Origin of the sequence: Nocardioides sp. TF02-7, from assembly GCF_022437945.1 — a bacterium.
Lineage (GTDB): Bacteria > Actinomycetota > Actinomycetes > Propionibacteriales > Nocardioidaceae > Nocardioides.
In genome coordinates this window covers 1,452,322-1,475,746 of the sequence record NZ_CP092535.1, presented here as the reverse complement: position 1 = coordinate 1,475,746, position 23,425 = coordinate 1,452,322, and the positions used below count along the sequence as shown (strand labels likewise).

General features: G+C 74.5%; 25 protein-coding genes and 3 pseudogenes. 17 read left to right on the top strand and 11 right to left on the bottom strand.

Going from position 1 to position 23,425, the window contains the following annotated elements; genetic code table 11:
• The first annotated feature begins 100 nt into the window (after positions 1–100).
• The gene (locus tag MF408_RS07495; protein ID WP_240250870.1) at positions 101–478 is read left to right on the top strand and encodes a hypothetical protein; all 378 of its coding nucleotides are present in this window, start codon (positions 101–103) and stop codon (positions 476–478) included.
• Here the strand turns inward: MF408_RS07495 and MF408_RS07490 are convergent.
• The 5 genes from MF408_RS07490 to MF408_RS07470 all read right to left on the bottom strand — a co-directional run bounded on the left by MF408_RS07490 (position 475) and on the right by MF408_RS07470 (position 5,788).
• Entirely contained in the window at positions 475–2,916 is a 2,442-nt protein-coding gene (locus tag MF408_RS07490; RefSeq protein WP_240250869.1) for an ABC transporter permease, read from the bottom strand. The genes MF408_RS07495 and MF408_RS07490 overlap by 4 nt on opposite strands.
• Positions 2,916–3,551, bottom strand: a complete 636-nt coding sequence (locus MF408_RS07485) for an ABC transporter ATP-binding protein (RefSeq protein ID WP_345893869.1) — start codon at positions 3,549–3,551, stop codon at positions 2,916–2,918. The genes MF408_RS07490 and MF408_RS07485 overlap by 1 nt, the downstream gene beginning before the upstream one ends.
• A 392-nt stretch (positions 3,552–3,943) precedes the next feature.
• Positions 3,944–4,612 carry a response regulator transcription factor gene (locus tag MF408_RS07480; RefSeq protein WP_240250868.1) on the bottom strand — a complete coding sequence of 223 codons (669 nt, stop codon included), beginning with the start codon at positions 4,610–4,612 and terminating at the stop codon, positions 3,944–3,946.
• A complete protein-coding gene (locus tag MF408_RS07475) occupies positions 4,609–4,914 on the bottom strand; it encodes an ATP-binding protein (RefSeq protein WP_240250867.1) in 306 nt (101 codons plus the stop codon). The genes MF408_RS07480 and MF408_RS07475 overlap by 4 nt, the downstream gene beginning before the upstream one ends.
• Positions 4,802–5,788, bottom strand: a complete 987-nt coding sequence (locus MF408_RS07470) for a histidine kinase (protein ID WP_240250866.1) — start codon at positions 5,786–5,788, stop codon at positions 4,802–4,804. The genes MF408_RS07475 and MF408_RS07470 overlap by 113 nt, the downstream gene beginning before the upstream one ends.
• A gap of 96 nt (positions 5,789–5,884) precedes the next feature.
• On the opposite strand from MF408_RS07470, the gene MF408_RS07465 reads away from it, so the two are divergent.
• The 4 genes and pseudogenes from MF408_RS07465 to MF408_RS07450 all read left to right on the top strand — a co-directional run bounded on the left by MF408_RS07465 (position 5,885) and on the right by MF408_RS07450 (position 8,196).
• A complete protein-coding gene (locus MF408_RS07465) occupies positions 5,885–6,040 on the top strand; it encodes a DUF4177 domain-containing protein (protein WP_240250865.1) in 156 nt (51 codons plus the stop codon).
• Between the two features lie 3 nt (positions 6,041–6,043).
• A pseudogene (locus tag MF408_RS07460) lies at positions 6,044–6,515 on the top strand (RidA family protein).
• Positions 6,512–7,378: an NUDIX hydrolase gene (locus MF408_RS07455; RefSeq protein WP_240250864.1), complete on the top strand. Its 867-nt coding sequence runs from the start codon at positions 6,512–6,514 to the stop codon at positions 7,376–7,378. Before MF408_RS07460 ends, MF408_RS07455 begins: the two are co-directional and overlap by 4 nt.
• An 11-nt stretch (positions 7,379–7,389) precedes the next feature.
• Positions 7,390–8,196 (top strand): MBL fold metallo-hydrolase, encoded by an 807-nt coding sequence (locus tag MF408_RS07450; RefSeq protein WP_240250863.1) that lies wholly within the window; start codon positions 7,390–7,392, stop codon positions 8,194–8,196.
• 168 nt (positions 8,197–8,364) lie between these two features.
• On the opposite strand, the gene MF408_RS07445 is transcribed toward MF408_RS07450, so the two are convergent.
• The gene (locus MF408_RS07445; protein WP_240250862.1) at positions 8,365–8,706 is read right to left on the bottom strand and encodes a DUF1330 domain-containing protein; all 342 of its coding nucleotides are present in this window, start codon (positions 8,704–8,706) and stop codon (positions 8,365–8,367) included.
• Positions 8,707–8,767: 61 nt separating this feature from the next.
• Here MF408_RS07445 and MF408_RS07440 point away from each other — a divergent pair, with 61 nt between their 5' ends.
• Complete coding sequence (locus MF408_RS07440) at positions 8,768–9,505, top strand: helix-turn-helix transcriptional regulator (RefSeq protein WP_240250861.1); 738 nt, start codon at positions 8,768–8,770, stop codon at positions 9,503–9,505.
• 70 nt (positions 9,506–9,575) lie between these two features.
• Here MF408_RS07440 and MF408_RS07435 read toward each other — a convergent pair whose 3' ends face one another.
• Positions 9,576–9,956 carry a hypothetical protein gene (locus MF408_RS07435; protein WP_240250860.1) on the bottom strand — a complete coding sequence of 127 codons (381 nt, stop codon included), beginning with the start codon at positions 9,954–9,956 and terminating at the stop codon, positions 9,576–9,578.
• A 196-nt stretch (positions 9,957–10,152) separates the two neighbouring features.
• On the opposite strand from MF408_RS07435, the gene MF408_RS07430 reads away from it, so the two are divergent.
• On the top strand, positions 10,153–11,118 hold the full coding sequence (locus tag MF408_RS07430) for a type IV toxin-antitoxin system AbiEi family antitoxin domain-containing protein (protein WP_240250859.1): 966 nt from the start codon (positions 10,153–10,155) through the stop codon (positions 11,116–11,118).
• 148 nt (positions 11,119–11,266) lie between these two features.
• Here the strand turns inward: MF408_RS07430 and MF408_RS07425 are convergent, their stop codons facing one another.
• The 3 genes and pseudogenes from MF408_RS07425 to MF408_RS07415 form a co-directional block, all read right to left on the bottom strand.
• Positions 11,267–12,091: a hypothetical protein gene (locus MF408_RS07425; RefSeq protein ID WP_240250858.1), complete on the bottom strand. Its 825-nt coding sequence runs from the start codon at positions 12,089–12,091 to the stop codon at positions 11,267–11,269.
• 420 nt (positions 12,092–12,511) lie between these two features.
• Entirely contained in the window at positions 12,512–13,012 is a 501-nt protein-coding gene (locus tag MF408_RS07420; RefSeq protein ID WP_240250857.1) for a SigE family RNA polymerase sigma factor, read from the bottom strand.
• A gap of 224 nt (positions 13,013–13,236) precedes the next feature.
• Positions 13,237–13,915 (bottom strand): annotated as a pseudogene (locus MF408_RS07415) (Crp/Fnr family transcriptional regulator).
• A gap of 162 nt (positions 13,916–14,077) precedes the next feature.
• Between MF408_RS07415 and nth the strand changes: the two are divergent.
• The 8 genes and pseudogenes from nth (at position 14,078) to MF408_RS07375 (ending at position 19,776) form a co-directional block, all read left to right on the top strand.
• Positions 14,078–14,794: an endonuclease III gene (nth, locus tag MF408_RS07410; protein ID WP_240250856.1), complete on the top strand. Its 717-nt coding sequence runs from the start codon at positions 14,078–14,080 to the stop codon at positions 14,792–14,794.
• Positions 14,791–15,555: a TlpA disulfide reductase family protein gene (locus MF408_RS07405; protein ID WP_240250855.1), complete on the top strand. Its 765-nt coding sequence runs from the start codon at positions 14,791–14,793 to the stop codon at positions 15,553–15,555. Before nth ends, MF408_RS07405 begins: the two co-directional genes overlap by 4 nt.
• Positions 15,555–16,181, top strand: a complete 627-nt coding sequence (locus MF408_RS07400; RefSeq protein ID WP_240250854.1) for a CoA pyrophosphatase — start codon at positions 15,555–15,557, stop codon at positions 16,179–16,181. Before MF408_RS07405 ends, MF408_RS07400 begins: the two co-directional genes overlap by 1 nt.
• Positions 16,181–16,555: pseudogene (locus MF408_RS07395) on the top strand (CvpA family protein); the annotation flags it as partial. The gene MF408_RS07400 and the pseudogene MF408_RS07395, both read left to right, overlap by 1 nt.
• A 382-nt stretch (positions 16,556–16,937) precedes the next feature.
• The gene (locus MF408_RS07390) at positions 16,938–17,225 is read left to right on the top strand and encodes a trypsin-like peptidase domain-containing protein (protein ID WP_345893923.1); all 288 of its coding nucleotides are present in this window, start codon (positions 16,938–16,940) and stop codon (positions 17,223–17,225) included.
• 171 nt (positions 17,226–17,396) lie between these two features.
• Complete coding sequence (locus MF408_RS07385; protein ID WP_345893868.1) at positions 17,397–18,650, top strand: acyl-CoA dehydrogenase family protein; 1,254 nt, start codon at positions 17,397–17,399, stop codon at positions 18,648–18,650.
• A 16-nt stretch (positions 18,651–18,666) separates the two neighbouring features.
• Positions 18,667–19,434: an enoyl-CoA hydratase-related protein gene (locus tag MF408_RS07380; protein WP_240250853.1), complete on the top strand. Its 768-nt coding sequence runs from the start codon at positions 18,667–18,669 to the stop codon at positions 19,432–19,434.
• A 174-nt stretch (positions 19,435–19,608) separates the two neighbouring features.
• Entirely contained in the window at positions 19,609–19,776 is a 168-nt protein-coding gene (locus tag MF408_RS07375; protein ID WP_240250852.1) for a hypothetical protein, read from the top strand.
• Positions 19,777–20,100: 324 nt separating this feature from the next.
• On the opposite strand, the gene MF408_RS07370 is transcribed toward MF408_RS07375, so the two are convergent.
• The gene (locus MF408_RS07370; protein ID WP_240250851.1) at positions 20,101–21,306 is read right to left on the bottom strand and encodes an oxygenase MpaB family protein; all 1,206 of its coding nucleotides are present in this window, start codon (positions 21,304–21,306) and stop codon (positions 20,101–20,103) included.
• Between the two features lie 59 nt (positions 21,307–21,365).
• Here MF408_RS07370 and MF408_RS07365 point away from each other — a divergent pair, with 59 nt between their 5' ends.
• Together MF408_RS07365 and MF408_RS07360 are read left to right on the top strand one after the other, a co-directional pair.
• Complete coding sequence (locus MF408_RS07365) at positions 21,366–22,559, top strand: NADH:flavin oxidoreductase (protein ID WP_240250850.1); 1,194 nt, start codon at positions 21,366–21,368, stop codon at positions 22,557–22,559.
• Between the two features lie 102 nt (positions 22,560–22,661).
• Positions 22,662–23,420, top strand: a complete 759-nt coding sequence (locus tag MF408_RS07360) for a hypothetical protein (RefSeq protein ID WP_240250849.1) — start codon at positions 22,662–22,664, stop codon at positions 23,418–23,420.
• The last annotated feature ends 5 nt before the right edge of the window (positions 23,421–23,425 follow it).

Below are 23,425 nucleotides of genomic sequence, written 5' to 3'. Positions count from 1 at the left end.
ACCACGTGCAGCCGCACCTCGGACCAGTCCCTCACGCAGTGCAGCGTAGCGACGCGGAAGTCACGCGACGGGCGCCCGGGCGGGTGGCTACCCTGCCGCGATGACCTCGCCGCACCCGCAGCCCGACCCGCTCCGTGCCGCGCTGCGGGAGCGGCTGACCCGCGCCCGCCTCGACCGCGACCGCGCCGTCACGGCGGCGCTGCGGTCGGCGCTGGCCGCCCTCGAGAACGCCGAGGCGGTGCCGGTCGCCGACCGGCCGCTGGTCGCCGGCTCCGCTCACGTGGCGGGTGCGGTGGGCCCCGGCGCGGCGGAGGCCGACCGGCGGGAGCTCGACGCCGCCGAGGAGCAGGCCATCCTCCGTGACGAGGTCGTCGCCCTGCGGGCGGCGGCGGAGGAGTACGACGCGGTCGGGCGCGCCGACGACGCGGCGGAGGCCCGCCGCGCCGCCGACGCGCTGGAGAGCGCCGCGGGCCTCTAGTCGAGCGCCAGGCCCGCGGCCGGGGCGACCCGGGCGGCGCGGCGCGACGGCAGCACCGCCGCGAGCAGCCCGGCCACGGCCGAGGTGGCGACCACGAGCGCCAGCTGGCCCCACGGCAGCACCAGCCCGGCGCCAGCCACCGCGGGCTCGACGACCGCCTGCACGGCGGTCCACGCGAACGCGATGCCGAGGACGCTGCCGAGCACGGTCGCCACGACCGAGAGCAGCACCGCCTCGGCGGCCAGCATCCGCCGCAGCTGCCGCCGGGTCAGGCCGAGCGCCCGCAGCAGCGCGTGCTCGCGACCACGCTCGAGGACCGAGAGGCCGAGGGTGTTGGCGATCCCGACCAGGGCGATCAGGACGGCGATCCCGAGCAGGCCCACCACGCCGCCGGTGACGACGTCGAGCTGCAGGTCGACGTACGACCGCTGGGCGAGGCCGTTCTCCAGCTCCGCCTCCACCGGTCCGGCGATCGCCTCGAGGGAGCCGGCGAGGTCCTCGGGGTCCGCGCCGTCGGCGGCCCGCACCCACACCGCCTGCAGCCCGGCGTCGCGGTCGAGCCGGGCGAGGGTGGCGGGGCTGACCAGGGCGGCCGTGCCCCACCCCTCGCCGCCCGCCACCCGCAGCGTCAGCTCGCGGCCGCCGGCCGCGACCGTCACCCGGTCACCGACCGCGATCCGGTCGCCCAGCTCGTCCCAGGGCAGCAGCACCCGGCCGTCGCCGGGGGCGGGCAGCTCGTCGCCGTGGACCACCGCGCGCACGTCGGGGTCGGTCAGTGCCGGCGCCGCCAGGACCGGCGTCTCGCCAATCCCCGCCACCCGGGCGGTGGTGCCGCGCACCGGTGCCGTCGCGGCCACGCCGTCGACCGCGGCGACCCGCCGTACGAGGTCGGCCGGCACGGTGCCGGCGCCGGTGACCGCCATGTCCACCGGGTGCTGGCGGTCCATCGCCTCGGAGACCGCGGAGCGCGAGCTGGCCATGCCGGAGAGGACCGCGGTGGTGAGGGTGACGCCGATCAGCAGCGAGGCCGCAGTGGCGGCGGTACGCCGCGGGTTGCGCACCGCGTTGCCGCTCGCGAGGCGGCCTGCGGGCCCGAGCAGCCGACCCGTGACCGGCCCGGCCGCGCGCACCAGCGCCGGCACGAGCACCGGCCCGAGCACCAGGACGCCGAGGAACGTCGCGGCGCCACCCGCCATCAGCACCGGGTAGCCGCCCGTCGCGACCGCCGCGACGAGACCGGCGACCCCCGCGGCGACCGTGAGCAGCCCCAGCGCCACCCGCCGTCGGCCGGCCCCCGTGCGGGGGCTGGTGCTGTCGTCGGGGCGCAGAGCCGCGAGCGGGCTCACCCGGACGACGCGCCGGGTCGGCAGCCAGGCCGCGACCAGGGTGACGCCGATGCCGACGGCGGCGGCCGCGAGCAGCCAGCCGGCGCCCACGTCGGCGTGGCCCATCCGGGCCCCGGGCCACTGCGCGCGCACCAGGCCGACCAGGCCGTGCCCGAGACCGAGCCCGAGACCGGTGCCGAGCACCGCCGCGGTCGCGCCGAGGGCCAGCGACTCCCACCGCACCGAGCGGACGAGCTGACGGCGGCTGGCTCCGACGCAGCGGAGGAGCGCGAAGTCGCGGGTGCGCTGGGCGAAGAGGATCGCGAAGGTGTTGTTGATGACCAGGACGGCGACCAGCAGCGCGATGACGGTGAAGAGCAGCACGACGACGGCGATCACGTCGACCTCGTTGTTGACCTCCTTCTGGACGTGCTGCACGAACGCGTCGACCGTCATCAGCTCCGCGTCCGGGACGTGGTCGCGGACGGCGGCCGCCGCGGCGTCGTGGTCGCCGCCGCCCGCCCAGGCGACGCTGCTGACGTAGAGGCTGTCCCGCCAGCGGCTCAGGTCCTCCCACAGGACGTAGACCGAGGCGGACGAGAACGCCGACGGCGAGTCGGCCAGGCCGACCACCTCCACCTCGAGGGCGTCGGCGCCGCTGCCGATCCGCAGCTCGTCGCCGACGCGGATGCCCGCCGCCTTGGCGGCGTTGACGTCGGCCAGGGCCTCGCCGGGGGCGGACGGGAACCGGCCCTCCTCCAGGTCCTGCCACCGACGGTCGGCCGCGGCGGGCACCTGCCCGACGTCGGCGCTGGTGTCGACGACGTCGTCGCCGCGCACGACGGGCTGCATCGTCCAGCCGACCAGCCACGCGTCGGCGCCCTCCTCGCCGGCGGCGGCGAGCAGGGTGGCCGCCTCGTCGGCGGTCGGCTTCTCGACCACCGCGTCGGCCCCCGCGTAGGGCTCGTCGATGCCCGCCACCAGGCCGTCGCGCACCGCCGACGACAGTGCGGCGGTCACCACGATGAAGACCACGCCGACGACGACGGCGAGCAACGCGGCGCCGTACCTCCGGGTGTGCGTCCGCAGCGACGCCAGCAGCACCGTGCGCATCACGCGGCCCGGGCGCCGAGCGCGGTGACCAGCCGGTCGTGCGTCGGCTCGGTGAGGTGGTCGGTGACCCGGCCGTCGGCGAGGACGACGACGTCGTCGGCGTGGGCGGCCGCGTCGAGCTCGTGGGTCACCATCACCACGGTCTGGCCGAGCTCCCGCACCGAGCGGCGCAGGAAGGCCAGGACCTCGGCGGACGCGGCGCTGTCGAGGTTGCCGGTGGGCTCGTCGGCGAACACGATCGCCGGCCCGCCGACCAGCGCACGGGCGATCGCCACCCGCTGCTGCTGGCCGCCGGAGAGCTCGGCGGGCCGGTGCCGGAGCCGGTCGCGCAGGCCGAGGGTGTCGACGACCTGGTCGAACCGCGCCCGCAGGTCGGAGCGCTCGTCGGCCCGTCCGCCGCGGCGCCGGCCGGCCAGCTCGGTGGGCAGCCAGATGTTCTGCTCGGCGGTGAGCATCGGCAGCAGGTTGAACGCCTGGAACACGAAGCCGAGGTGGTCGCGGCGGAACCGGGTGAGCTCGTCGTCGGAGAGGCCCTCGAGCCGCCGGCCGGCGACCGTCACCGTGCCGCCGGTCGGCTGGTCGAGCCCGGCCAGGCAGTGCATCAGGGTCGACTTGCCCGACCCGGACGGCCCCATGATCGCGGTGAACCGGCCGGCCGGGAGGTCGAGATCGACGCCGCGGAGGGCGTGGACGAGGGTGTCGCCCCTTCCCGTAGGTGCGGGCCAGGCCGCGGGCGGAGGCCGCGGTCCGGGCGGTGGGGCCGGTCGGTCCGGTCGGTTCGGTGGGCCCGGTGGGTGGGTGCTGGTCGGTGATCGTCATGCCGACGAGCCTCGTCGCCGACGGCTCCCGGATCGTCGGGCCGCGGGCGGATCCCGGCGTACAACGGCGGGTGGAGGCGGTGGGGGTGGGGTGGGACCGGCGGTGGGGTGTAACTCAGTGTTCGGGTCGCTCCCCGGGTGGTGTGACCGGCCACAGCGCCCGGGTAGTGCACCGAACACTGAGTTACACCACCGGCCGGGCGCCCCCGCTAGCCCGCCCGGACGAGCCCGGCCTCGTACGCCAGCACCACCAGCTGCACCCGGTCGCGGGAGCCGGTCTTGGCGAGCAGCCGCCCGACGTGGGTCTTCACGGTCGCCTCCGACACGGTGAACGCCGCGGCGATCTCCTGGTTGGACAAGCCGCGGCCGACGAGCACCAGCGTCTCCCGCTCGCGCTCGGTGAGCTCGTCCAGCCGCCGGTCCGGCGTGCCGGCGGCGGGGTCGGGCAGGGCGGCGGCGAAGTGGTCGAGCAGCCGGCGGGTGGTGCTCGGCGCGACCACCGAGTCGCCCGCGTGCACGGTGCGGATCGCGCCGAGGAGCGAGTCCGGCGTCGCGTCCTTGAGCAGGAACGCCGCCGCACCGGCCTTGATCGCGGCGAACGCGTACTCGTCGAGGTCGAAGGTCGTCAGCACCACCACCCGCGGCGCGCCGGCGGCCGACGTCAGCCGGCGGGTCGCCTCCACGCCGTCCATCCGCGGCATCCGCACGTCCATCAGCACGACGTCGCAGCGGGTCACCGCCAGCTGCTCCAGCGCCGCGCCGCCGTCGCCGGCCTCCCCGACGACGGCGAGGTCGGGCTGGCTGTCGATGAGCATCCGGAAGCCGGCGCGCACCAGCTCCTGGTCGTCGACGAGGAAGACACGGACCGGGTCAGTCACAGCGGGATCCTCGCGCAGACCCCGAACCCGCCGCCCGGCCGGGGCCCGGCCTCGAGGGTGCCGTCGTGGGCGAGCACCCGCTCCCGCATGCCGGCCAGACCGAGGCCGCGGCCGTCGTACGACGCCGACGCGCCGCGGCCGTCGTCGGCGACCGTGACGACCAGCCCGCCGGACCCCTCGGCCATTCCATCAACCAGGTGCAGCCGCACCTCGGCGGTGGCGCCGGGGCCGGCGTGCTTGCGGACGTTGGTGAGCGCCTCCTGGACGACCCGGTACGCCGTCAGCCCTGGCCCGTCGGGCACCGCGGGCAGCGGGTCGGGCAGGTCGGCCACCACCCGGGTGCCGGCCCGGCGCGCCTCGGCCAGCAGGTCGGGGGAGGTCGGCGAGCCGTGGCTGCGGAGCGGTGACGGCGTCCTCGGCGCGCAGCAGGCCGAGCATCCGGCGCATCTCGGTCATCGCCTCCCGACCGGTGGCCGCGATCGTCTCGAACGCGGGCGCGGCCACCGCCGGGTCGTGCACGGCGGCGGCCCGGGCGCCGTCGGCCTGCACGACGATCGTGGTGAGCCCGTGGGCGACCACGTCGTGCATCTCCCGGGCGATCCGGTGACGCTCCTCGACCGCCGCGAGCGCGGCCTGCTGGGCGGCCTCCCGCTCGAGCCGCTGGCCGCGCTCGACGAGGGCGTCGACGTACGCCTGCCGGGTGCGGCCGAGCGTGCCCAGCGCCCACGCGGCGACGACCATCGCGGCGATGGGGAGGAAGTAGGCGGTGACGTTGCTCCAGGTCAGCGCGACCTCGTCGAAGCCCAGCAGCCAGTCGACCGCGGCGACCGCGGCGCCGGCCACCCCGGTGGCGAGCGCCCCGGCGGCCCAGGCGGGTCCGGCGAAGCGGGCGACGGAGTAGGTGGCGACGGGAAACGCGACCTGGCTCCACAGCGGCTCGTCGATGAGCAGCGCCTGGAGCGCGCTCGCGCCGGTGACCACGGCGAACACCGGGACCGGCCACCGGCGGCGGACCGCCAGCGGCGCGATCTGGGCGAGCATGAGCAGCCCCGCGCCCACGTCGACGAGCACGGCGAACGGCAGCACGGGCAGCAGCAGGAACGCGGTCAGTGCCAGGTCGAACCACCGCTCGCCGCGGGGGCCGAGCCGCCACGGCTGCCGGTCGTGTCGCGCCACGGCCTCACCGTAGACGGGCCCGCCGGGCGGTGCGTCCGACCGGAGGTGGATCACGGGGTGCGACCCGGGGCGGACGGGCTGAGTAGTCTGCGAACCATGACCAAGTGGGAGTACCAGGTCGCGCCCGTGCTGAACCACGCCGCGGCGCAGATCCTCAACAACTTCGGGCAGGACGGCTGGGAGCTGGTGACGCTGATCCCCAGCCCGCAGGGCAACGACATCGCGTACTTCAAGCGCCCGGTCGAGGGCTGAGGCATGACCACCACCCCCGACCAGCGGCTCGCCGACCTCGGGCTCGAGGTCCCGGAGGTCGTGCCGCCGGTGGCGGCGTACGTCCCGGCCGTGCGCACCGGTGACCTCGTCCACACCGCCGGTCAGCTGCCGATGAAGGACGGGGCGCTGCTGACCACCGGGAAGGTGGGCGACGCGGTCACCGCCGAGGAGGCAGCCGCCTGCGCCCAGCAGTGCGCGCTCAACGCGCTGGCCGCGGTGAAGGCGGGAGGTCGGCGACCTGGCGCAGGTGCGCCGGGTCGTGAAGGTCGTCGTGTTCGTCGCGTCGACGCCGGACTTCACCGGGCAGCCCGCCGTCGCCAACGGCGCGTCCGAGCTGCTCGGCACGGTGTTCGGCGACGCCGGCCTGCACGCCCGCTCCGCCGTCGGGGTGGCGGTGCTGCCGTTGGACGCGCCGGTCGAGGTCGAGCTCGTGGTGGAGGTCGCCTCCTCGTGAGGATCCCCCTGCCGCCGGTGCCGCTCTCCGAGGAGGTGGCGCGGGTGGCGCTGGAGTACGCCGACGGCAGCCGGGTCGCGGTCGACGCCTGGGACGCCGCGACCGTCGTGCTGCTGCGCGACGGCGCGGCCGGGCCCGAGGTCTACCTGCTGCAGCGCCAGGTCTCGATGGACTTCGCCGCCGGGATGTGCGTGTTCCCCGGCGGCGGGGTCGACCCGCGCGACTTCGACGCCTCGGTGGGCTGGGCGGGTGCCGCTCCGGCGGAGTGGGCCGCGCGGCTCGGCACCGACGAGGAGACCGCGCGAGCGTTGGTGTGCGCGGCGGTGCGGGAGACGTTCGAGGAGTCCGGCGTGCTGCTCGCCGGGGAGTCACCCGGCTCCGTCGTCGCCGACACGACCGGGGCGGACTGGGAGGCCGACCGGCACGCGCTGGAGTCGCGGGAGCTGGCGATGTCGGACTTCCTGGCCCGGCGCGGGCTGGTGCTCCGCACCGACCTGCTCGGCGCCTGGCACGGGTGGCTGACCCCGGCGTTCGAGCCGAAGCGCTACCGCACGTGGTTCTTCGTCGCCCGGCTCCCCGAGGGGCAGCGCACCCGCGACGTCTCCACCGAGTCGTCGTCGGTCGTCTGGCGGCCGGCCAGCGCTGCGGCCGACGACGCCGACGCCGGCCGGCTGGCCATGCTCCCGCCGACGTACCTCACCTGCCTCGAGATCGGTCAGTACCCCGCCGTCGCCGACGTCGTGGCGGACGCGGAGGGCCGCACCGTCGACATGTTCATGCCGGAGGTCGAGCCGCTCGACGACGGCTTCACCCTGACCATCCCCGACCAGGTGCGGCCGCTGGTCGCGGCCCGGCGCGGCTGAGGGGGGCGGACGTGGACGCGTGGCAGGGAGGGGCGTACGGCGACCGCGGCAGGTGCGTGCTCGCCCCCAACGCCGGCTTCATGACGCTCGACGGCACCAACACCTGGGTGCTGCGCGAGCCCGGTGCCCGCCGCTCGGTGGTGGTCGACCCGGGTCCGTCGCTGGTCGAGCACCTCGACGCGGTGGCGGAGGTGGCCGGTGAGGTCGGCGTCGTGCTGCTCACCCACCACCACCTCGACCACTCGGAGGCGGCCCGCGAGTTCGCCGAGCGGGTGGGCTGCGGCGTGCGGGCCCTCGACCCGGCCTACCGCCTCGGCGAGGAGGGTCTCGGCGACGGCGACGTCGTCGAGGTCGACGGCCTCGAGGTGCGGGTGGTCGGCACCCCCGGCCACACCGCCGACTCGCTCTCGTTCCTCCTGCCGGCCGACCGGGTCGTGCTGACCGGCGACACCGTGCTCGGCCGCGGCACGACGGTCGTCGCCCACCCCGACGGCCAGCTCGGCGCCTACCTCGACTCGCTCGACCGCCTCCACGCCCTCGCCGAGGTGCACGACGTCGCGGCGATCTGGCCCGGCCACGGCCCCGTGATCGACGACGCCCTCGCCGCCCTCGACCACTACCGCTCCCACCGCCGCGAGCGGCTCGCCCAGGTCGAGGCCGCCCTCGCCACGCTCGGCGTCACCGCCGCCGCGGCGTACGCCGGCCCCACCCTGCCCCGCCAGGTCGTCGAGGTGGTCTACGCCGACGTCGACCCCGTGCTCTGGGGTGCCGCCGAGCTCTCCGTCCGCGCCCAGCTCGCCTACCTCGCCGCCCGTTGAATCGGGCCTCGTGGTGGGTTGAATCGGGTGTCGTGGTTGGTCGAATCGGTTCTCGTGGTGGGTCGAATCGGGTGTCGTGGCGGGTTGAATCGGGCCTGGTGGTGGGTTGATTCGGCCCTCGTGGTTGGCCGAATCGCGTGTCGTGGCGCGTCGAGTCCGGCCTCGTGGTCAGCCGGCGCGGCCGAGGAGCTGGGCGAGCTTGTCCACGGCCCGGTAGCCCTCGGGCACGCCCTCGACCAGCGCGGTGACCGAACGTGAGTGCTCGGTGCGCAGCGGCAGGATGGCCTGGTAGCCGGGGGAGTCGTACCACGCCTGCGCGGTGGCGGTGTCGGGGAACTCGATGATCACGACGTCGCCGTCCCAGTCGCCCTCGATCGGGGTCAGCCGGCCGCCGTGGACGAGCCAGCGGGCGCCGTACGGCGCGAGCGTCTCGTCGATGCGGTCGATGTACTCGACGATCTCGTCGCCGAGGTCGACGTCGCGGAGGTAGCAGATCGCGTAGCAGGTCATGGGGTTGCTCCTTTGGTCGTTGTGGTGCACCCATCGGAACCCGCGCCGAGGTCGTCGGTCGATGACCTCCGAGGTCATGGGGGCGTGGGTCGGGCCGCCCGTAGGTTGGGCGCCATGGACGTCACCGTCGGCGAGCTGGTCAGGGGAGTGGCGGCAGCGTCGCCACCTGTCGCAGCTCGACCTCGCCAACCTCGCGGAGGTCTCGACCCGGCACCTGAGCTACGTCGAGAACGGCCGGTCCCGGCCGACCAGCGGCATGATCCTCCGGTTGTGCGAGCGGCTCGACGTACCGCTGCGCGACCAGAACCGGATGCTCCTCGCCGGCGGGTTCGCGCCCGCCCATCCGGAGCACCGGCTCACCGACCCGCCGATGGCGGAGGCGAACGCCGCGCTCGAGGCGATCCTGCAGGCGCACCTGCCCTACCCGGCGCTGGTCGTCGACCGCCACTGGGAGCTCGTGACAGCCAACGAGGCGGCGTTCTCGATCTTCGACGGCGTCGACGACGACCTGCTCGAGCCGCCGGTCAACGTCATCCGGCTGTCGGTGCATCCGCGCGGCCTGGCGCCGAGGATCGCCAACCTGGCGGAGTGGCGGGCGCACCTGGCCCACCGGCTCCGCCGCGAGCACGAGGCGACCGGCGACCCGAGCTGCGCGAGCTGCTCGAGGAGGTTGCCGATGGCGACGGCGGCGCACCCGGGGCGGCCGCGCTCGTCGTACCGCTGGAGCTGCGGGTCTCCGACGACACCGTGCTGTCGTTCATCTCGACCACCACGGTCTTCGGGACGCCCCGGGAGGTGACCTTGTCGGAGCTCGCGATCGAGGCGTTCTACCCCGCCGACGAGGCCACCCGGAAGATCCTCAACGGGGTCTAGGAGCCGCCCGCGGCCTGCCACCGGCCGTCGGCGCGGGCGGCCTCGACGGCCGCCCGGCCCGCGTCGGTCATGAGTCCCTCGGCCTCGAGGGTCGCGACGCGGGCGACGTTGGACGGCGACCACTTGCTCCGCGTTCCGCGCTGGGTGAACCGGAGGAAGGTGGTCTCGTCGTCACGGCCGCGCGCCTGGCCGTCGATCCAGCCGAAGCAGAGTGCCTCCAGCACCGCCTCCTCGTAGGTGAGCGTCGTGCGGGTGCCGCCCTTCTTCGTGAGCACCAGCCACGCGGCCGGCTCGGTCGCGTGGTGCTCCTCGAGCCACGCCCGCCACGCTGCCCGGTCGGGAAGGAGCAGCTCCTCGCCGCTGAGTCGGTGAGCCATGGGTCGACGATGCCACGGTCGGTGTCGAATCGGGCCTCGTGGTGGGTTGAATAGGGCGCCGTGGCGCGTCGAATCGGCCGCCGTGGCGGCGTACGACGGCCCATGAACCGTCCACAGCCCCCGCGCGCCGACAGGTCATCCACAGGCAGGCCGCTCTCGGGCTCGACGCACGGTCCGACCGGCGCAGGGTCGCGCCATGACGACCACACGCACACCGCCCACGGGCCCGTTCACCTACAGCTCGATCGCCGCGCTCGGCATCTCCCGTCACCAGCTCCGCCGCTGGGTGAAGGAAGGGAAGGTACGCCGCGTCCTCCGCAACGTCTACGTCGCCGCCGACGCCGACGTCGAGCACGACCTCGAGCTGCGATGCCGCGCCGTCGACCTCGTGACGCCGGCCGACCACGTCGTGCGCGACCGCACCGCGGCCTGGTTGCACGGCATCGACACCCTGACGTACGGCGAGCTCGAGGTCGCACCGGACGTCGAGACGTGCGCACTCCGCGGCCACGAGCCGAGTGCTCGCGAGGGTGTCGACGGCCGGACGCGCGACCTCGTCGCCTCCGACATCACGGTCCTCTTCGACGTCCGGGTGACGACGCCGCTGCGCACCGCCCTCGACCTGAGCTGCCTCCTGTTGCGTCGTGACGCGCTCGCCGCGCTCGACGCGTTCTGCCGGGTCCACGGCATCACCCGCCGCCAGCTCGAGGTCGGGCTGCGGCGCTACCGCCGCCGACGCGGCGTCGTCCAGGCCCGCGAGCTGGTCGCCCTCGTCGACCCGCGAGCCGAGTCGGCCCGGGAGTCCTGGACCCGCCTGCAGATCCACGACGCCGGACTGCCGCCGCCGGAATTGCAGTGGTGGACCCACATCGACGGTGTGCCGACCTACCGCCTCGACCTCGCCTACCCCAAGCACCGCATCGCCGTCGAGTACGACGGCTGGGACGCGCACGAGCGCAACCCCGAGCAGCGGGCGAACGACAAGTCGAGACGCGCCTGGCTGCGGGCCAACGGCTGGACGATCATCGTGATCCGCATGGGCGACTTCACCGGCGAGGCGCTCGACCGGTGGATCGGTGAGCTGCGGCGCGCGCTGCGGCCGTCGTACTCCAACGTGCGGAGGATGGAGCGCGGGTCGCGGGCTCTCGCCCTCACCCAGTGACGCCGCGCCACCCGACTCGACGCGCCACGAGGGCCGATTCGACCGACCACGACACCCGACTCGACGCGCCACGAGGGCGGATTCGACCGACCACGAGGCCGGACTCGACCGACCACGAGGCCGGACTCGACGCGCCACGAGGCCGGATTCAACCCGACCGGGGAAGACGCAGCGGCCGGCGGAGCCGGAGGAGGGCGAGAGCGGCGAACAGCGCGGCTGCGAGGGCGCCGGCCGCGAGGGCCAGGGTGCCGTGCTCCTGCCACCAGGTCGGCCACGGGTCGGGTCCGGTAGGGACGGTGGGCCGGTCGCCGGTCATCAGACCGGTGGCGACGCTGACCCGGGCGACCCAGGGGGAGTCGACCGCGGCGACCTCCCGGGATCCTGCCTCGTCGACCAGCTCGAGCAGGTAGCCGTCGAACGACTCCCGCTCGTCGTCGGCCCAGCGCGGCGCCAGCACCACCGCGGTCGGGCGGCGGCCCTCGTCCTGCACCCAGCCGAGCAGCGACTCGAACGAGTCCAACGCCTCGGGCAGCAACGACTGCGGCGCGCTGCACGCACCGTGCGCTGCGGTCACCTGCCGCCACGACCGGTACCGCACCTCCTCACCGTCGGAGACGAGGAACGTAGGCCACACGTAGCGGACCGCGCTGCCGTCGTCGCACGCACCGATCCCGTCCCAGCCGGCGGCCCGCCGACCCGTCACCGGCGTGCTCGACCCGCTGTCCACCCCGACCACGCCCGCGACGCTCCGCCCGAACGACGCGCCGTCGCGCGTCAACGACGTCACCACCTGCCCCGACCACGCGAGCGACCCGCCGTCGGGTGACCACTGGAGGGACCGGACGAGCGCGCCGGGCGCCGCGCGCAGCTCGACGTCGCGTATGTCCCCGGTGCCCAGGTCGACGACGGCGAGACCACGGGTGCCCGCGTCCTGCGTCGGGTACGCCAGCCTGGTCCCGTCGGGCGAGAGCACCGGCCCCAGCTCGTCGAGCAGCGGCGCGCGGCGGTCGGGGGAGCCGGAGCTGCCGGTAGCGCCCGTCGGGCAGCACCGCCACGACCGTCCCGTCCGGGTCGTCGAGGGTGTAGACGACGGCCGCACGGTCCACCTCGTCCAGTGCCACGACGGGCAGGTCGATGACCCCGTCCGGAGGCGTGTGCACGAGGTCGGGCACGCCGCCGCGTACCTCACCGCCGGCCACGGGCACGTCGTCCTCCGCCAGGAGCTGCCAGCCGAGCCCGACGACCAGCGCCAAGCACGCGGCAGCCGCGGCGGCCCCGAGCACCCGCACCCGGGCCGTCGCCCGGCGGCCGCGGTCGAACAGGTCGGGCGGTACGTCGACCGCGGGCGCGCGGTCGGCCAGTCGCGTCAGCTCGTCGCGGAGCTGCTCGCCGCTCACGACGCGTCCTCCAGCAGCTGCTCGAGGTCCGGCGCGAGGGTGCGCAACCGGGCGAGGGCCTGCCGCGCGATCGACTTGACCGTGCCCGCCCCGATGCCGAGCGCTGCGGCGGTCTGCACCTCGGTGAGGTCCTCGAAGAACCGCAGCACGAGGACGGTCCGCTGCCGCTCGGTCAGCCGCCGCAGCGCGTCCTCCAGGCTGAGCCGCAGGTCGGTGTCGGCGGCGACCGCCGTGTCGTCGTACGACGCCAGCGGCGTCTCCCTCCACCGTCGCCGGCGCCACCACGACACGTTCTGGGTGTAGAGGATGCGCCGCACGTACGGCTCGGGGTCGCCCTCGATCCTGTGCCAGGCGCGCGCTGCCTTGAAGAGTGCGGTCTGCACGAGGTCCTCCGCGAGGTGGGCATCCCCGGTGAGGAGGTACGCCGTCCGGGTCAGGGCCGTCGTACGAGCGCGCACGAACTCGTCGAACGCATCCCGGGATGAGCTGGTCGCCACGTCGGCCCCCTTTCACCCACTCCTACGCCGCGGTGGCGCGATCCGGGGGTCACCCGATCGGAGAAATCCGGGTCGCCGTGCCACGGGACCCGATTCGACGCGCCACGAGGCCCGATTCGACCGACCACGTGGCCCGATTCGACGCGCCACGACACCCGATTCGACGGGCCACGACACCCGATTCAACATCGGGGCGGAGGGGGGAGGGGGAGGGGCGCGGTGGGTCAGCGGGCGCGGCGGCCCATCCGCTCCATGTCCATGATCACGACCGAGCGGGGCTCGAGGCGCAGCCAGCCGCGGGAGGCGAAGTCGGCGAGGGCCTTGTTGACGGTCTCGCGGGAGGCGCCGACCAGCTGGGCGAGCTCCTCCTGGGTGAGGTCGTGGTGGACGTGGACGCCGTCGTCGGCGGTGCGGCCGAACCGGTCGGCGAGGTCGAGCAGCGCCTTGGCGACCCGGCCGGGGACGTCGGAGAACACCAGGTCGGCGACGACGTCGTTAGGCCTTGCGCAGGCGGGCGGCGAGCTGGGCGAGGAGGCCGCGGGCGACGCCGGGCCGGCCGTCGAGCCAGCGGAGCAGGTCCTCGTGGGACAGGGAGACGAAGGAGGCGTCGGTCACCGCCGTGACGGTCGCCGAGCGCGGTCCCGGGTCGAACAGCGAGAGCTCGCCGAACATCGAGCCGGGCCCGAGGATCGCCAGCAGGTTCTCGCGGCCGTCGGACGAGGTGCGCCCGAGCTTCACCTTCCCGTCGAGCACGATGTAGAGCTTGTCGCCCGAGTCGCCCTCGTGGAAGAGCACCTCGCCGCGCCGGATGCGGTTCTCCGACATCGACGAGCGCAGCGCGGACGCGGCCTCGTCGTCGAGCGCGCTGAACAGCGGGGCCTGACGGAGTACGTCGTTGTCCACGCTTCCTCCATTCGTCGGTCGGCCGGGCTCGCCCCCTGGCCGCCCTCCGCATCCTAGCCAGTGGTCGATCTCACAAGCACCAGCGAGGCCCTGCCGTCGCGGTCCGGGGCGCCCCGGCGGCCCGTCATGGGGTCTGTCGGCCGGAGCCTCTACTCTGGCCGGGTGCGGGCGAGCGGGACGAAGGACGAGACACCGACCCAGCTGGTCCGCCGGGCCCGCAAGATCAACCGGGTGCTCGCCGAGACCTATCCCGACGCCCGTTGCGAGCTCGACTTCGACAACCCCTTCGAGTTGCTCGTCGTCACGGTGCTCAGCGCCCAGACGACCGACAAGCGGGTCAACGCCGCCCGGCCGGCGATCTTCGCGGCCTACCCCGACGCCAAGGCGATGGCCGCCGCCGACCGCGCCCACCTCGAGCAGCTGGTGGGCCCGCTCGGGTTCTTCCGCGCCAAGACCGAGTCGCTGCTCAAGCTGAGCGCCGCCCTCGTCGAGCGGTACGACGGCCAGGTGCCGCCCCGGCTCGACGACCTGGTCACCCTCCCCGGCGTGGGCCGCAAGACCGCGAACGTCGTGCTCGGCAACGCGTTCGACGTGCCCGGCATCACCGTCGACACCCACTTCGGGCGGCTCGCCCGCCGGTTCGCGTGGACCGAGGAGACCGACCCGGTGAAGGTCGAGCACGCCGTCGGCGCGCTCTTCCCCAAGCGCGACTGGACCATGCTCAGCCACCACCTCATCTGGCACGGCCGCCGGGTCTGCCACGCCCGCAAGCCCGCGTGCGGGGCGTGCCCGGTCGCCCGCTGGTGCCCGGCCTTCGGCGAGGGGCCCACCGACCCCGCGGAGGCGGCCAAGCTGGTGCGCACCGAGGGCAGGGCATGAGCCGCTGGGCGGTGCCGGTGGTCGCGCTCGTCGGCCTCGCGGTGCTGCTCACGGCCTGCGACGAGGGCACCACGACCGCGGCGTGCAACGTCGACGTCGACACCGCCGAGCTCCGCGAGGAGAAGGCCGCCGCCGGCATCGAGGACTGCCCCGACCTCGCCGGCGAGGCCGACCTCCCCGACCTGGAGCTCAGCTGCCTGGCCGGAGGTACGCCGGGTTCGCTCGCCGACGTCGAGGGCCCGGCGATCGTCAACTTCTGGGCGTCCAACTGCGCGCCGTGCCGCACGGAGATGCCGGTGCTGCAGGAGTTCCACGAGCGTCACGGCGACCGCGTCGCCGTGATCGGAGTCGACTTCCTCGAGACCTATCCCGGGGCGGCGGTCGACCTGGCGCGGCGCACCGGCGCCACCTACCCGTCGTTCGCCGATGCCTGCGGCGACCTCCAGGAGGCCGGGTTGATCGTGCCCGGCCTGCCGTCGTTCGCGTTCGTCCGCGCCGACGGCTCGGTCGAGCGCGCCGACGGCGGCGTCGACTCGCTGGCGGAGATCGAGGAGCTCGCCGAGGACAAGCTGGGCATCGAGCTCGCCCGGGGGCCGCGTGAGCGACCGCCCCGCGGACGGCGTACCCGGAGAGGACCTGCCCGCCGACCTGCCGGACTGGCTCGCGCCGGTCGCGGCGGCGGCCCGGCGGATCCGGGGCAGCGAGCTGACCGCGTTCCTGCCGCCCGCGGACTCCCGGCGCCCGCCGGGGGGCGGTGCTGATGCTGTTCGGCGACGACGGCGCCGGGCCCGAGCTGCTGCTCACCGAGCGCGCCCACCACATGCGGTCCCACCCCGGCCAGGTGTCCTTCCCCGGCGGGTCGATCGACCCGGGCGAGACGCCGGTCGAGGCGGCGCTGCGCGAGGCGCAGGAGGAGATCGGGGTCGACCCGGCCGGCGTGGCCGTCTTCGGCACCCTCCCGGAGCTGTGGCTGCCGCCCTCCAACTTCGCCGTGACGCCGGTGCTCGGCTGGTGGCGCGAGCCGCACCCGGTCGAGGTGGCCTCGCCCGACGAGGTCCACGAGATCCACCGGGTGACCATCGCCGAGCTGCTCAGCCCGGAGCACCGGATCTCGGTCCGCCACCCCAGCGGCTGGGTCGGTCCCGGCTTCCTCATCGGCGACGCCAAGGACGTCATCGTCTGGGGGTTCACCGGCGGGATCATCACCCGGTTCTTCGACTTCCTCGGCTGGCTGCCGCCGGCCGCCGACCCGCCGGTGCACGACCTGCCCCGCCACATGCTCGCCGAGTACGAACGGCGGGTCGCCGACGCGTCGCCGGGACAAGAGCCCGACAGCCTCGACATCCTGGAGCCCGACGCGCCCGACGAGCCCGAGGGGACAGGCTGATGGACCTCAACCTGCTCGACTGGCTGCTGCTGCTCCTGCTGCTCGCCTACGCCCTCTCCGGCTACTGGCAGGGCTTCGTCACCGGTGCGTTCGCGACGCTCGGGCTGCTCCTGGGCGGCCTGTTCGGCATCTGGCTGGCGCCGGTGGTGCTCGGCGGGGCCGACCCGTCGCTCTGGGTGTCGCTGGGGGCGCTGTTCATCGTGATCCTTTCGGCGTCGCTGGGGCAGGCGCTCCTTCAGTACGCCGGCGCCAAGGTGCGTGAGCAGATCACCTGGCAGCCGGCGCGCGCGGTCGACGCCGTCGGCGGCGCGGTGCTCTCCGTGTGCGCGGTGCTGCTCGTGGCCTGGGCGCTGGGCGTCGCGATCTCCGGCACCCGGATCGGCCCGGTCACCGAGCAGGTCCGCAGCTCGTGGATGCTGGCGCGGGTCGACACCGTGCTGCCCGACTCCGCGCCCGGGGTGCTGCGGGCGTTCAACAACGTCGTCGGCACCGGCTTCTTCCCGCGCTACCTCGAGCCGTTCGCCCCCGAGCGGATCGTCGAGGTCGGGCCCGGACCCGAGCGGTTGCTCGACGACCCCGACGTGCTCGCCACGCAGAGCCGGGTGCTGAAGATCCGCGGCGCCAACGACTGCGGCCGCGGGGTGGAGGGCACCGGTTTCGTCTTCGCCCCCGACCGGGTGATGACCAACGCCCACGTCGTCGCCGGCGTCGACGACCCGGAGGTGGAGGTCGACGGGGGGCACCGAGCTGGCCCGGGTGGTCCACTACGACCCCGACCTCGACGTCGCGGTGCTGGCCGTCGACACCGCCGACCTCGAGCCGCTCGAGCTCGACGAGACCGTCGACGCCGAGGACCCGGTCGCGATCGTCGGCTACCCGCAGGACGGGCCGTTCGACGTCCGGACCGGCCGGGTCCGCGCCCGGCACGACCTCCGCTCGCCCGACATCTACGGCACCGGCACCGTCGTACGCGAGGTCTACTCCGTCCGCGGCCTGGTGCGCCCCGGCAACTCCGGCGGCCCCGATCGTCACCCCCCAGGGTGACGTGGCCGGCGTCGTGTTCGCCGCGTCCGTGACCGACACCGACACCGGCTACGCACTCACCGCCACCCAGGTGGCCGACAGCGCGGCCGCCGGCCGCGCCTCCGACGGCGAGGTCGACACCGGCGACTGCGCGGCCTGAGGACCGGCCGCCGAGCAACCACGAGGAGAACGATGACCATGTACCCGGCCTACCCGGCACCCAGCGACGAGGCGCGCCGCCTCCACGACGAGATGGTCTCCTTCCTGCAGGAGGAGGTCTTCCCGGCCGAGGCCGCCTACGAGCGCTACCGCGAGGAGGCCGGGGAGCACGACCACACGGTGCCGCCGGTCGTCGAGGAGCTGAAGGCGAAGGCACGCGAGCGAGGGCTGTGGAACCTCTTCCTCCCGTCCGAGTCCGGGCTGACCCAGCTCGAGTACGCCCCCATCGCGGAGCTGTCGGGCTGGAGCCCCGAGATCGCGCCGGAGGCCATCAACTGCGCCGCGCCCGACACGGGCAACATGGAGCTGCTGCACATGGTGGGCACGCCGGAGCAGCAGGAGCGGTGGCTGAAGCCGCTGCTCGCCGGCGAGATCCGGTCGGCGTTCGCGATGACCGAGCCGGACGTCGCGTCCTCCGACGCCACCAACATCGGCACCCGGATCGAGCGCGACGGCGACGAGTACGTCGTCAACGGCCGCAAGTGGTGGATCACCGGCGCCGCCGACCCGCGGTGCCGCGTGCTGATCGTGATGGGCAAGACCGACCCGGACGCGGAGGTCCACCGGCAGCAGTCGATGGTCATCGTCCCGGTCGACACCCCCGGCGTCGACATCCAGCGGTCGCTGCCGGTCTTCGGCAAGCAGGACCAGCACGGTCACTGCGTCGTCGAGCTCACCGACGTCCGGGTCCCGGTCGGCAACCTGCTCTTCGAGGAGGGCGGCGGGTTCGCCGCGGCGCAGATGCGGCTCGGGCCGGGCCGGATCCACCACGTCATGCGCGCCCTGGGGGCGGGGGAGCGGGCGCTGGCGATGATGGTCGAGCGGGCGCGCACCCGGGAGGCCTTCGGCGGGCCGCTCGCCCAGCAGTCCTCGGTGCGCGAGCGGATCGCGGAGTCCCGGATCGAGCTCGAGCAGGCCCGTGCCCTCTGCCACCACGCCGCGTTCGTGATCGACAGCGAGGGCAACAAGGCCGCCCGCCACCTGATCGCGGCCGCCAAGGTCGCCGTACCCCGGGCCGTGCTCAACGTGATCGACCGGGCGATCCAGCTCCACGGCGGCGCCGGCGTCACCGACGCCACCCCGCTCGCCATGCTCTGGGGTTGGCACCGCGCGATGCGGATCTTCGACGGCCCCGACGAGGCGCACCTGGTCACCCTGGGCCGCGCGGAGCTGAAGAAGGAACCGCTGTTCGACCTGCCGCGGTCGATCCACAGCCAGTTCGCCTGACCACGGGAGGATCCTGATGACCTACGTCGACTACGCCTACGCCGACGGCGCGGCCCGGATCACGCTCGTCGACGGCGACCGCGGCAACCCGCTGCAGCCGGAGTCCGCCGCCGAGCTCCTTGCAGCGGTGCTGCGGGCGCGGGCCGACGGCGCCCGGGTGGTCGTGCTGCGGGCCGAGGGCCGGTTCTTCTCCGTCGGCGGCGACCTGTCCGGCTTCGCCGCCGCGGACGACCCGCAGGCGCTGCTCCTCGACCTCGCCGAGGCCGCTCACCGGGTCATCACCGAGCTGGTCCGCGGCGACGCGGTGGTGGTGAGCGCGGTGCAGGGCACGGCCGCCGGCATCGGGTTCCCGATCGCGGCGGCCGCCGACGTCGTCCTCGCCGCGGACACGGCCCGGTTCAGCCTCGCCTACGCCAAGGTCGGCCTGAGCCCCGACGGCGGCGGCAGCCTCCTCGTGCACACCCTCGGCCTGCACCGGGTGCTCCGGCTGGCCCTGCTCGGCGACCTGATGACCGCCCAGGAGGCCCACGACGCCGGGCTGGTGGCGCGGCTGGTGCCCGCCGACCAGCTCGACCGCGCCACCGACGAGGTGGTCGCCGGGCTCCTCGCCGGCTCGCCGGAGGCGCTCGCGGCGACCAAGCACCTGGTGCGCCAGGCCGCCGAGCCGGCCCCGGAGACCGTGCTGCGGCGCGAGGCGGAGTCGATCAGCCGGCTCGCGGGCACGCCCAGCGGCCAGGAGGGCGTCGCCGCGTTCCTCGAGAAGCGGGCGCCCCGCTTCGGCTGACCGCCGACGTCCGGCCAGCCGGCCGGCCAGCTGGCCGCCGCACGGGCCGTCAGGCCGGCTCGGGGGCCGTGGTCACCGGGGGCTCCTCGCCGGCGACGACCGCCTCGAGGCGGTCGACCGCGATTTGGGTGTAGGCGGCGTGCAGGTCGGTGGCGCCGTCGTCGAAGGGACACGGTGCCGACCACGACGGCGTTCGGCCCGACCCGCAGGATCGAGGAGTGCAGGCTGAGGTCGAGCGACTCGCCCGTCGCGGAGGTGATCGTGCCCTCGGCGTGGAGGTTGATCTGGTCGTCGACGCTCTCGCCCGAGGCGTTCTCGTCGAAGGTGATCGTGAGCGAGTAGGCGTTGCCGTCGTCGTCGGTCGTCTCGACGCTGTCGCACCCGGCCAGCACCTCGACGTTGTCGGCGAAGTACTGGTCGAGCGCCGCCTGGTCCTCGACCGTCGCGGCGCCGGTCTCGACCGCGGGCACGCCGATGTCGCCGTACTCGTAGGCGACCTCGACCTTCGCGGATGGCCCGAGGTCGTCGATGTCCCCGACCTCGTCGAGGCAGCCGATCGACCCCTCGTCATCGTCGCTCACCTCGCCCTCCACCCAGCCGGTCCCCAGGTTCTCGAGCTGGAGCACGACGGTCTGCAGCTGGTCCTCGGTCAGGACGGGCGTGTCGTCACCGTCCTCGCCACCGTCGTCCCCGCCGATGACGTTGCCGTCGGCGTCGACCGTGACGGTCTCGGTCACCTCCTCGACGGCGTCCTCGTCGCCGTCGCCGCAGCCGGCGGCGAGCACCGAGGCGAGGGCGAGGACGGCGACCGACGCGAGCGGCCGGGCGATGCGGGAGCGGGTGGTCGTGGTGGTGCGCACGGGGGATACCTCCGGTTCGTGGGACCGCCAGATGCTTCCACGTCGCCGGGGCGGGCAACCCCGCTACGGCGGCAATTAGTCCGCAGGGATGGCTGCAGGCGGTCGACGTTCGTCCGCAGGGAGGACCGCCGCACCGGACGCGGGGGCAGCCGCCCGGCGGGACGGCGCCCGGCGGGAAGGTGCCCAGCGCGGCGAGGTCGTGGCCGTGCGGGTAGGTGCGCATCCGGCCGAGGTCGGCGAAGGTGCGCGGCCGGCGCCGCGACGGCGTGTGACGCAGCGCCCGCGCCCGCACCCGCAACGCCGCGCGCGCCACCCGGCGGGCTCGTGGGCCGGGGTCGTCGTAGCCGAACGCCGCGAGCAGCTCGGGCTCCATCAGGCAGCGGCTGAACAGCTCGACCGCACGCCGCGCCGGTCGCGGGTAGAACGTGGTGAGCAGCCGCAGCGTGGCGTCGGCGACCCGGCGACCGCCCTCGTCGTAGGCGAAGTGGCGGCGCTCGTAGTCGTCCATCAGCGCCATGAAGCCGTCGTACGTCGCCGGCACGTCCTTGATGCCCATCCGCCGCCCGAGCTCGCGGTAGTAGCGCACCGTCGCGCGCAGCTCGGTGTCGGTGAGCGGCCGCCAGCCGTAGGCGTCGAGCCAGCGCTTGGGCACGACGACGAACGTCGACAGCACGTAGCGCAGGTCGTCGTTGCCGATGTCGTACATCCGGTGCATCTGGTTGATGCGGCGGACGCCGGTGCGGCCGGCCGTGGAGTCGAAGCCGTGCAGCACCGGGGCCTCGAGCAACAGCGCGGTGTCGTCGTACCGCTTCTGGCACGCGCGCTCGAACTGCTGCGTCTCGTGCAGCAGCCGACCGATGCTCGGCACGGCGTAGGTGCGGAACAGCGCGAAGCTCAGCGCCTGCGTGATGTCCCAGGTGAACTCGTGGAGGGACAGGTTGCGCACGATCTCGACGTAGTCGGTCTCGGGGTCGAGCGCGTCGTTGCGCCGGCGCCACAGGTCCTTGGCCATCCGCGCTCCTCTCCGTCGGACCTACGGTAGCGTGCGCTAGAACACGTTACAGTTCGCGGGTGAGTGAGAAGGTGTTCAGCCCGGTCGACCTGGGGCCGGTGCGGCTGCGGAACCGCACGGTGAAGGCCGCGACCTTCGAGGGCCGCACGCCGCACGGCGAGGTCACCGACGCCCTCGTCGCCTACCACGTCGCCCCGGCCCGCGGCGGCGTCGGCGCGACCACGGTCGCCTACCTCGCCGTCGCCCCCGAGGGTCGCACGCACGCCGAGCAGCTCGTCGTCGGCGAGCGGACGCTGCCCGGCCTGGCCCGGCTGGCCGACGCCGTCCACGCCGAGGGCGCCGCGATCGTCGGCCAGGTGGGGCACGCCGGACCGGTCGCCAACGGCCGCTCCAACGGCGTCCACGCGATCGCCGCCAGCCCGATGCCGAGCCCGCTGTCGATGCAGATGGTGCGCGGCGCGACGGAGCGCGACCTCACCCGGGTGACCCGGGCGTACGTCGACACCGCCCGCACGCTGGTCCGCGCCGGGTTCGACGTGCTCGAGCTGCACATGGCCCACAGCTACCTGATCTCCTCGTTCCTCGCGCCCGCCCTCAACCGTCGCAGAGACCGCTGGGGCGGCCCCCTGGAGCGCCGTGCGCGGCTCGCCCGGCAGGTCGCCCGCGCCGTGCGCGAGGAGGTCGGCGACGCCGCCGCCGTGACCGCGAAGGTGAGTGTGTCCGACGGGTTCCCAGGCGGGCTGACGACCGACGACGGCCTCGAGCTGGCGCGGCTGCTGGAGGCCGACGGCCACCTCGACGCCCTCCAGCTCTCCGGCGGCAGCTCGCTGATGAACCCGATGTACCTCTTCCGCGGCGAGACCCCGGTCGCGGAGTTCGCCGCCGCGATGCCCGCGGTCGTCCGGTGGGGCATGCGGACGCCCTTGGGCCGTGGCTTCCTCAAGCGCTACGAGTTCAAGGAGGCGTACTTCCGCGAGAAGGCGCTGCGCTTCCGCGACGCCCTGTCGATGCCGCTGATGCTCCTCGGCGGGATCAACCGGCTCGACACGATGCGGCAGGCGATGGCCGACGGGTTCGACCTCGTCGCGATGGGCCGGGCCCTGCTCCGCGAGCCCGACCTCGTCGCCCGCCTCCAGCGCGGCGAGGCGACGTCCGGGATCTGCGTCCACTGCAACCGGTGCATGCCGACCATCTACTCCGGCACCCGGTGCGTCGAGTGGTCGGCCGGGGAGGGGATCGCGCTGGCGCGGTGAGGGGGTGAGGTCTTGCCCGTCAAGTTGAGGGATCCCCGGTCGACCGGGGAAACCTCACGCCGCTCCGTTCCCAAGAACTAGAACCTGTTCTACCCTCCCTCCATGTCCCAGGTGATCCCCGAGAAGCCCCTCCGCGTCGTCGTCTGGGCGACCGGCACGGTCGGCCGGCACGCGATCGCGGGCGTCGACGCCCACCCGGACCTCGAGCTGGTGGGCGTGTGGACCTCGACCGCCGACAAGCACGGGAAGGACGCGGGGGAGCTCGCCGGCCTCGGTCGCGAGCTCGGCGTGACGGCGACGACGGACCGGGACGAGCTGGTCGCGCTGCGGCCGGACTGCGTCGTGCACACCGCGATGACCGACGACCGGGTCTTCGAGGCGATCGACGACCTCACCGGCCTGGTGCGCGACGGGGTCAACGTGGTGTCGAGCGGGCCGGTCATCCTGCTCCACCCCGACGGCACGCTTCCGCCGGAGATGGTCGCCGACATCCACGCGGCGGGGCGGGGAGGGCGGTGCCAGCCTGCACGTCAACGGCATCGACCCCGGCTTCGCCAACGACGTGCTGCCGCTCGTCCTCACCAGCCTCAGCCAGCGCATCGACCACGTGCGGGTCAGCGAGATCGCCGACTACTCCACCTACGACCAGCGGGTCGTGATGCGCGAGCTGTTCGGCTTCGGGCAGCCGCTCGACGCCACGGCCGTGCTCTGGGAGCCCGGGATCCTGAGCACGGCGTGGGGGCCGGTGGTCCGGCTGATCGCCGCCGGGCTCGACGTCACCCTCGACGAGCCGCTCGTCGAGGAGGTCGAACGACGGCCGGCCGCGCGCGACACCAGCACCGTCTCGGTCGACATCCGTGAAGGCA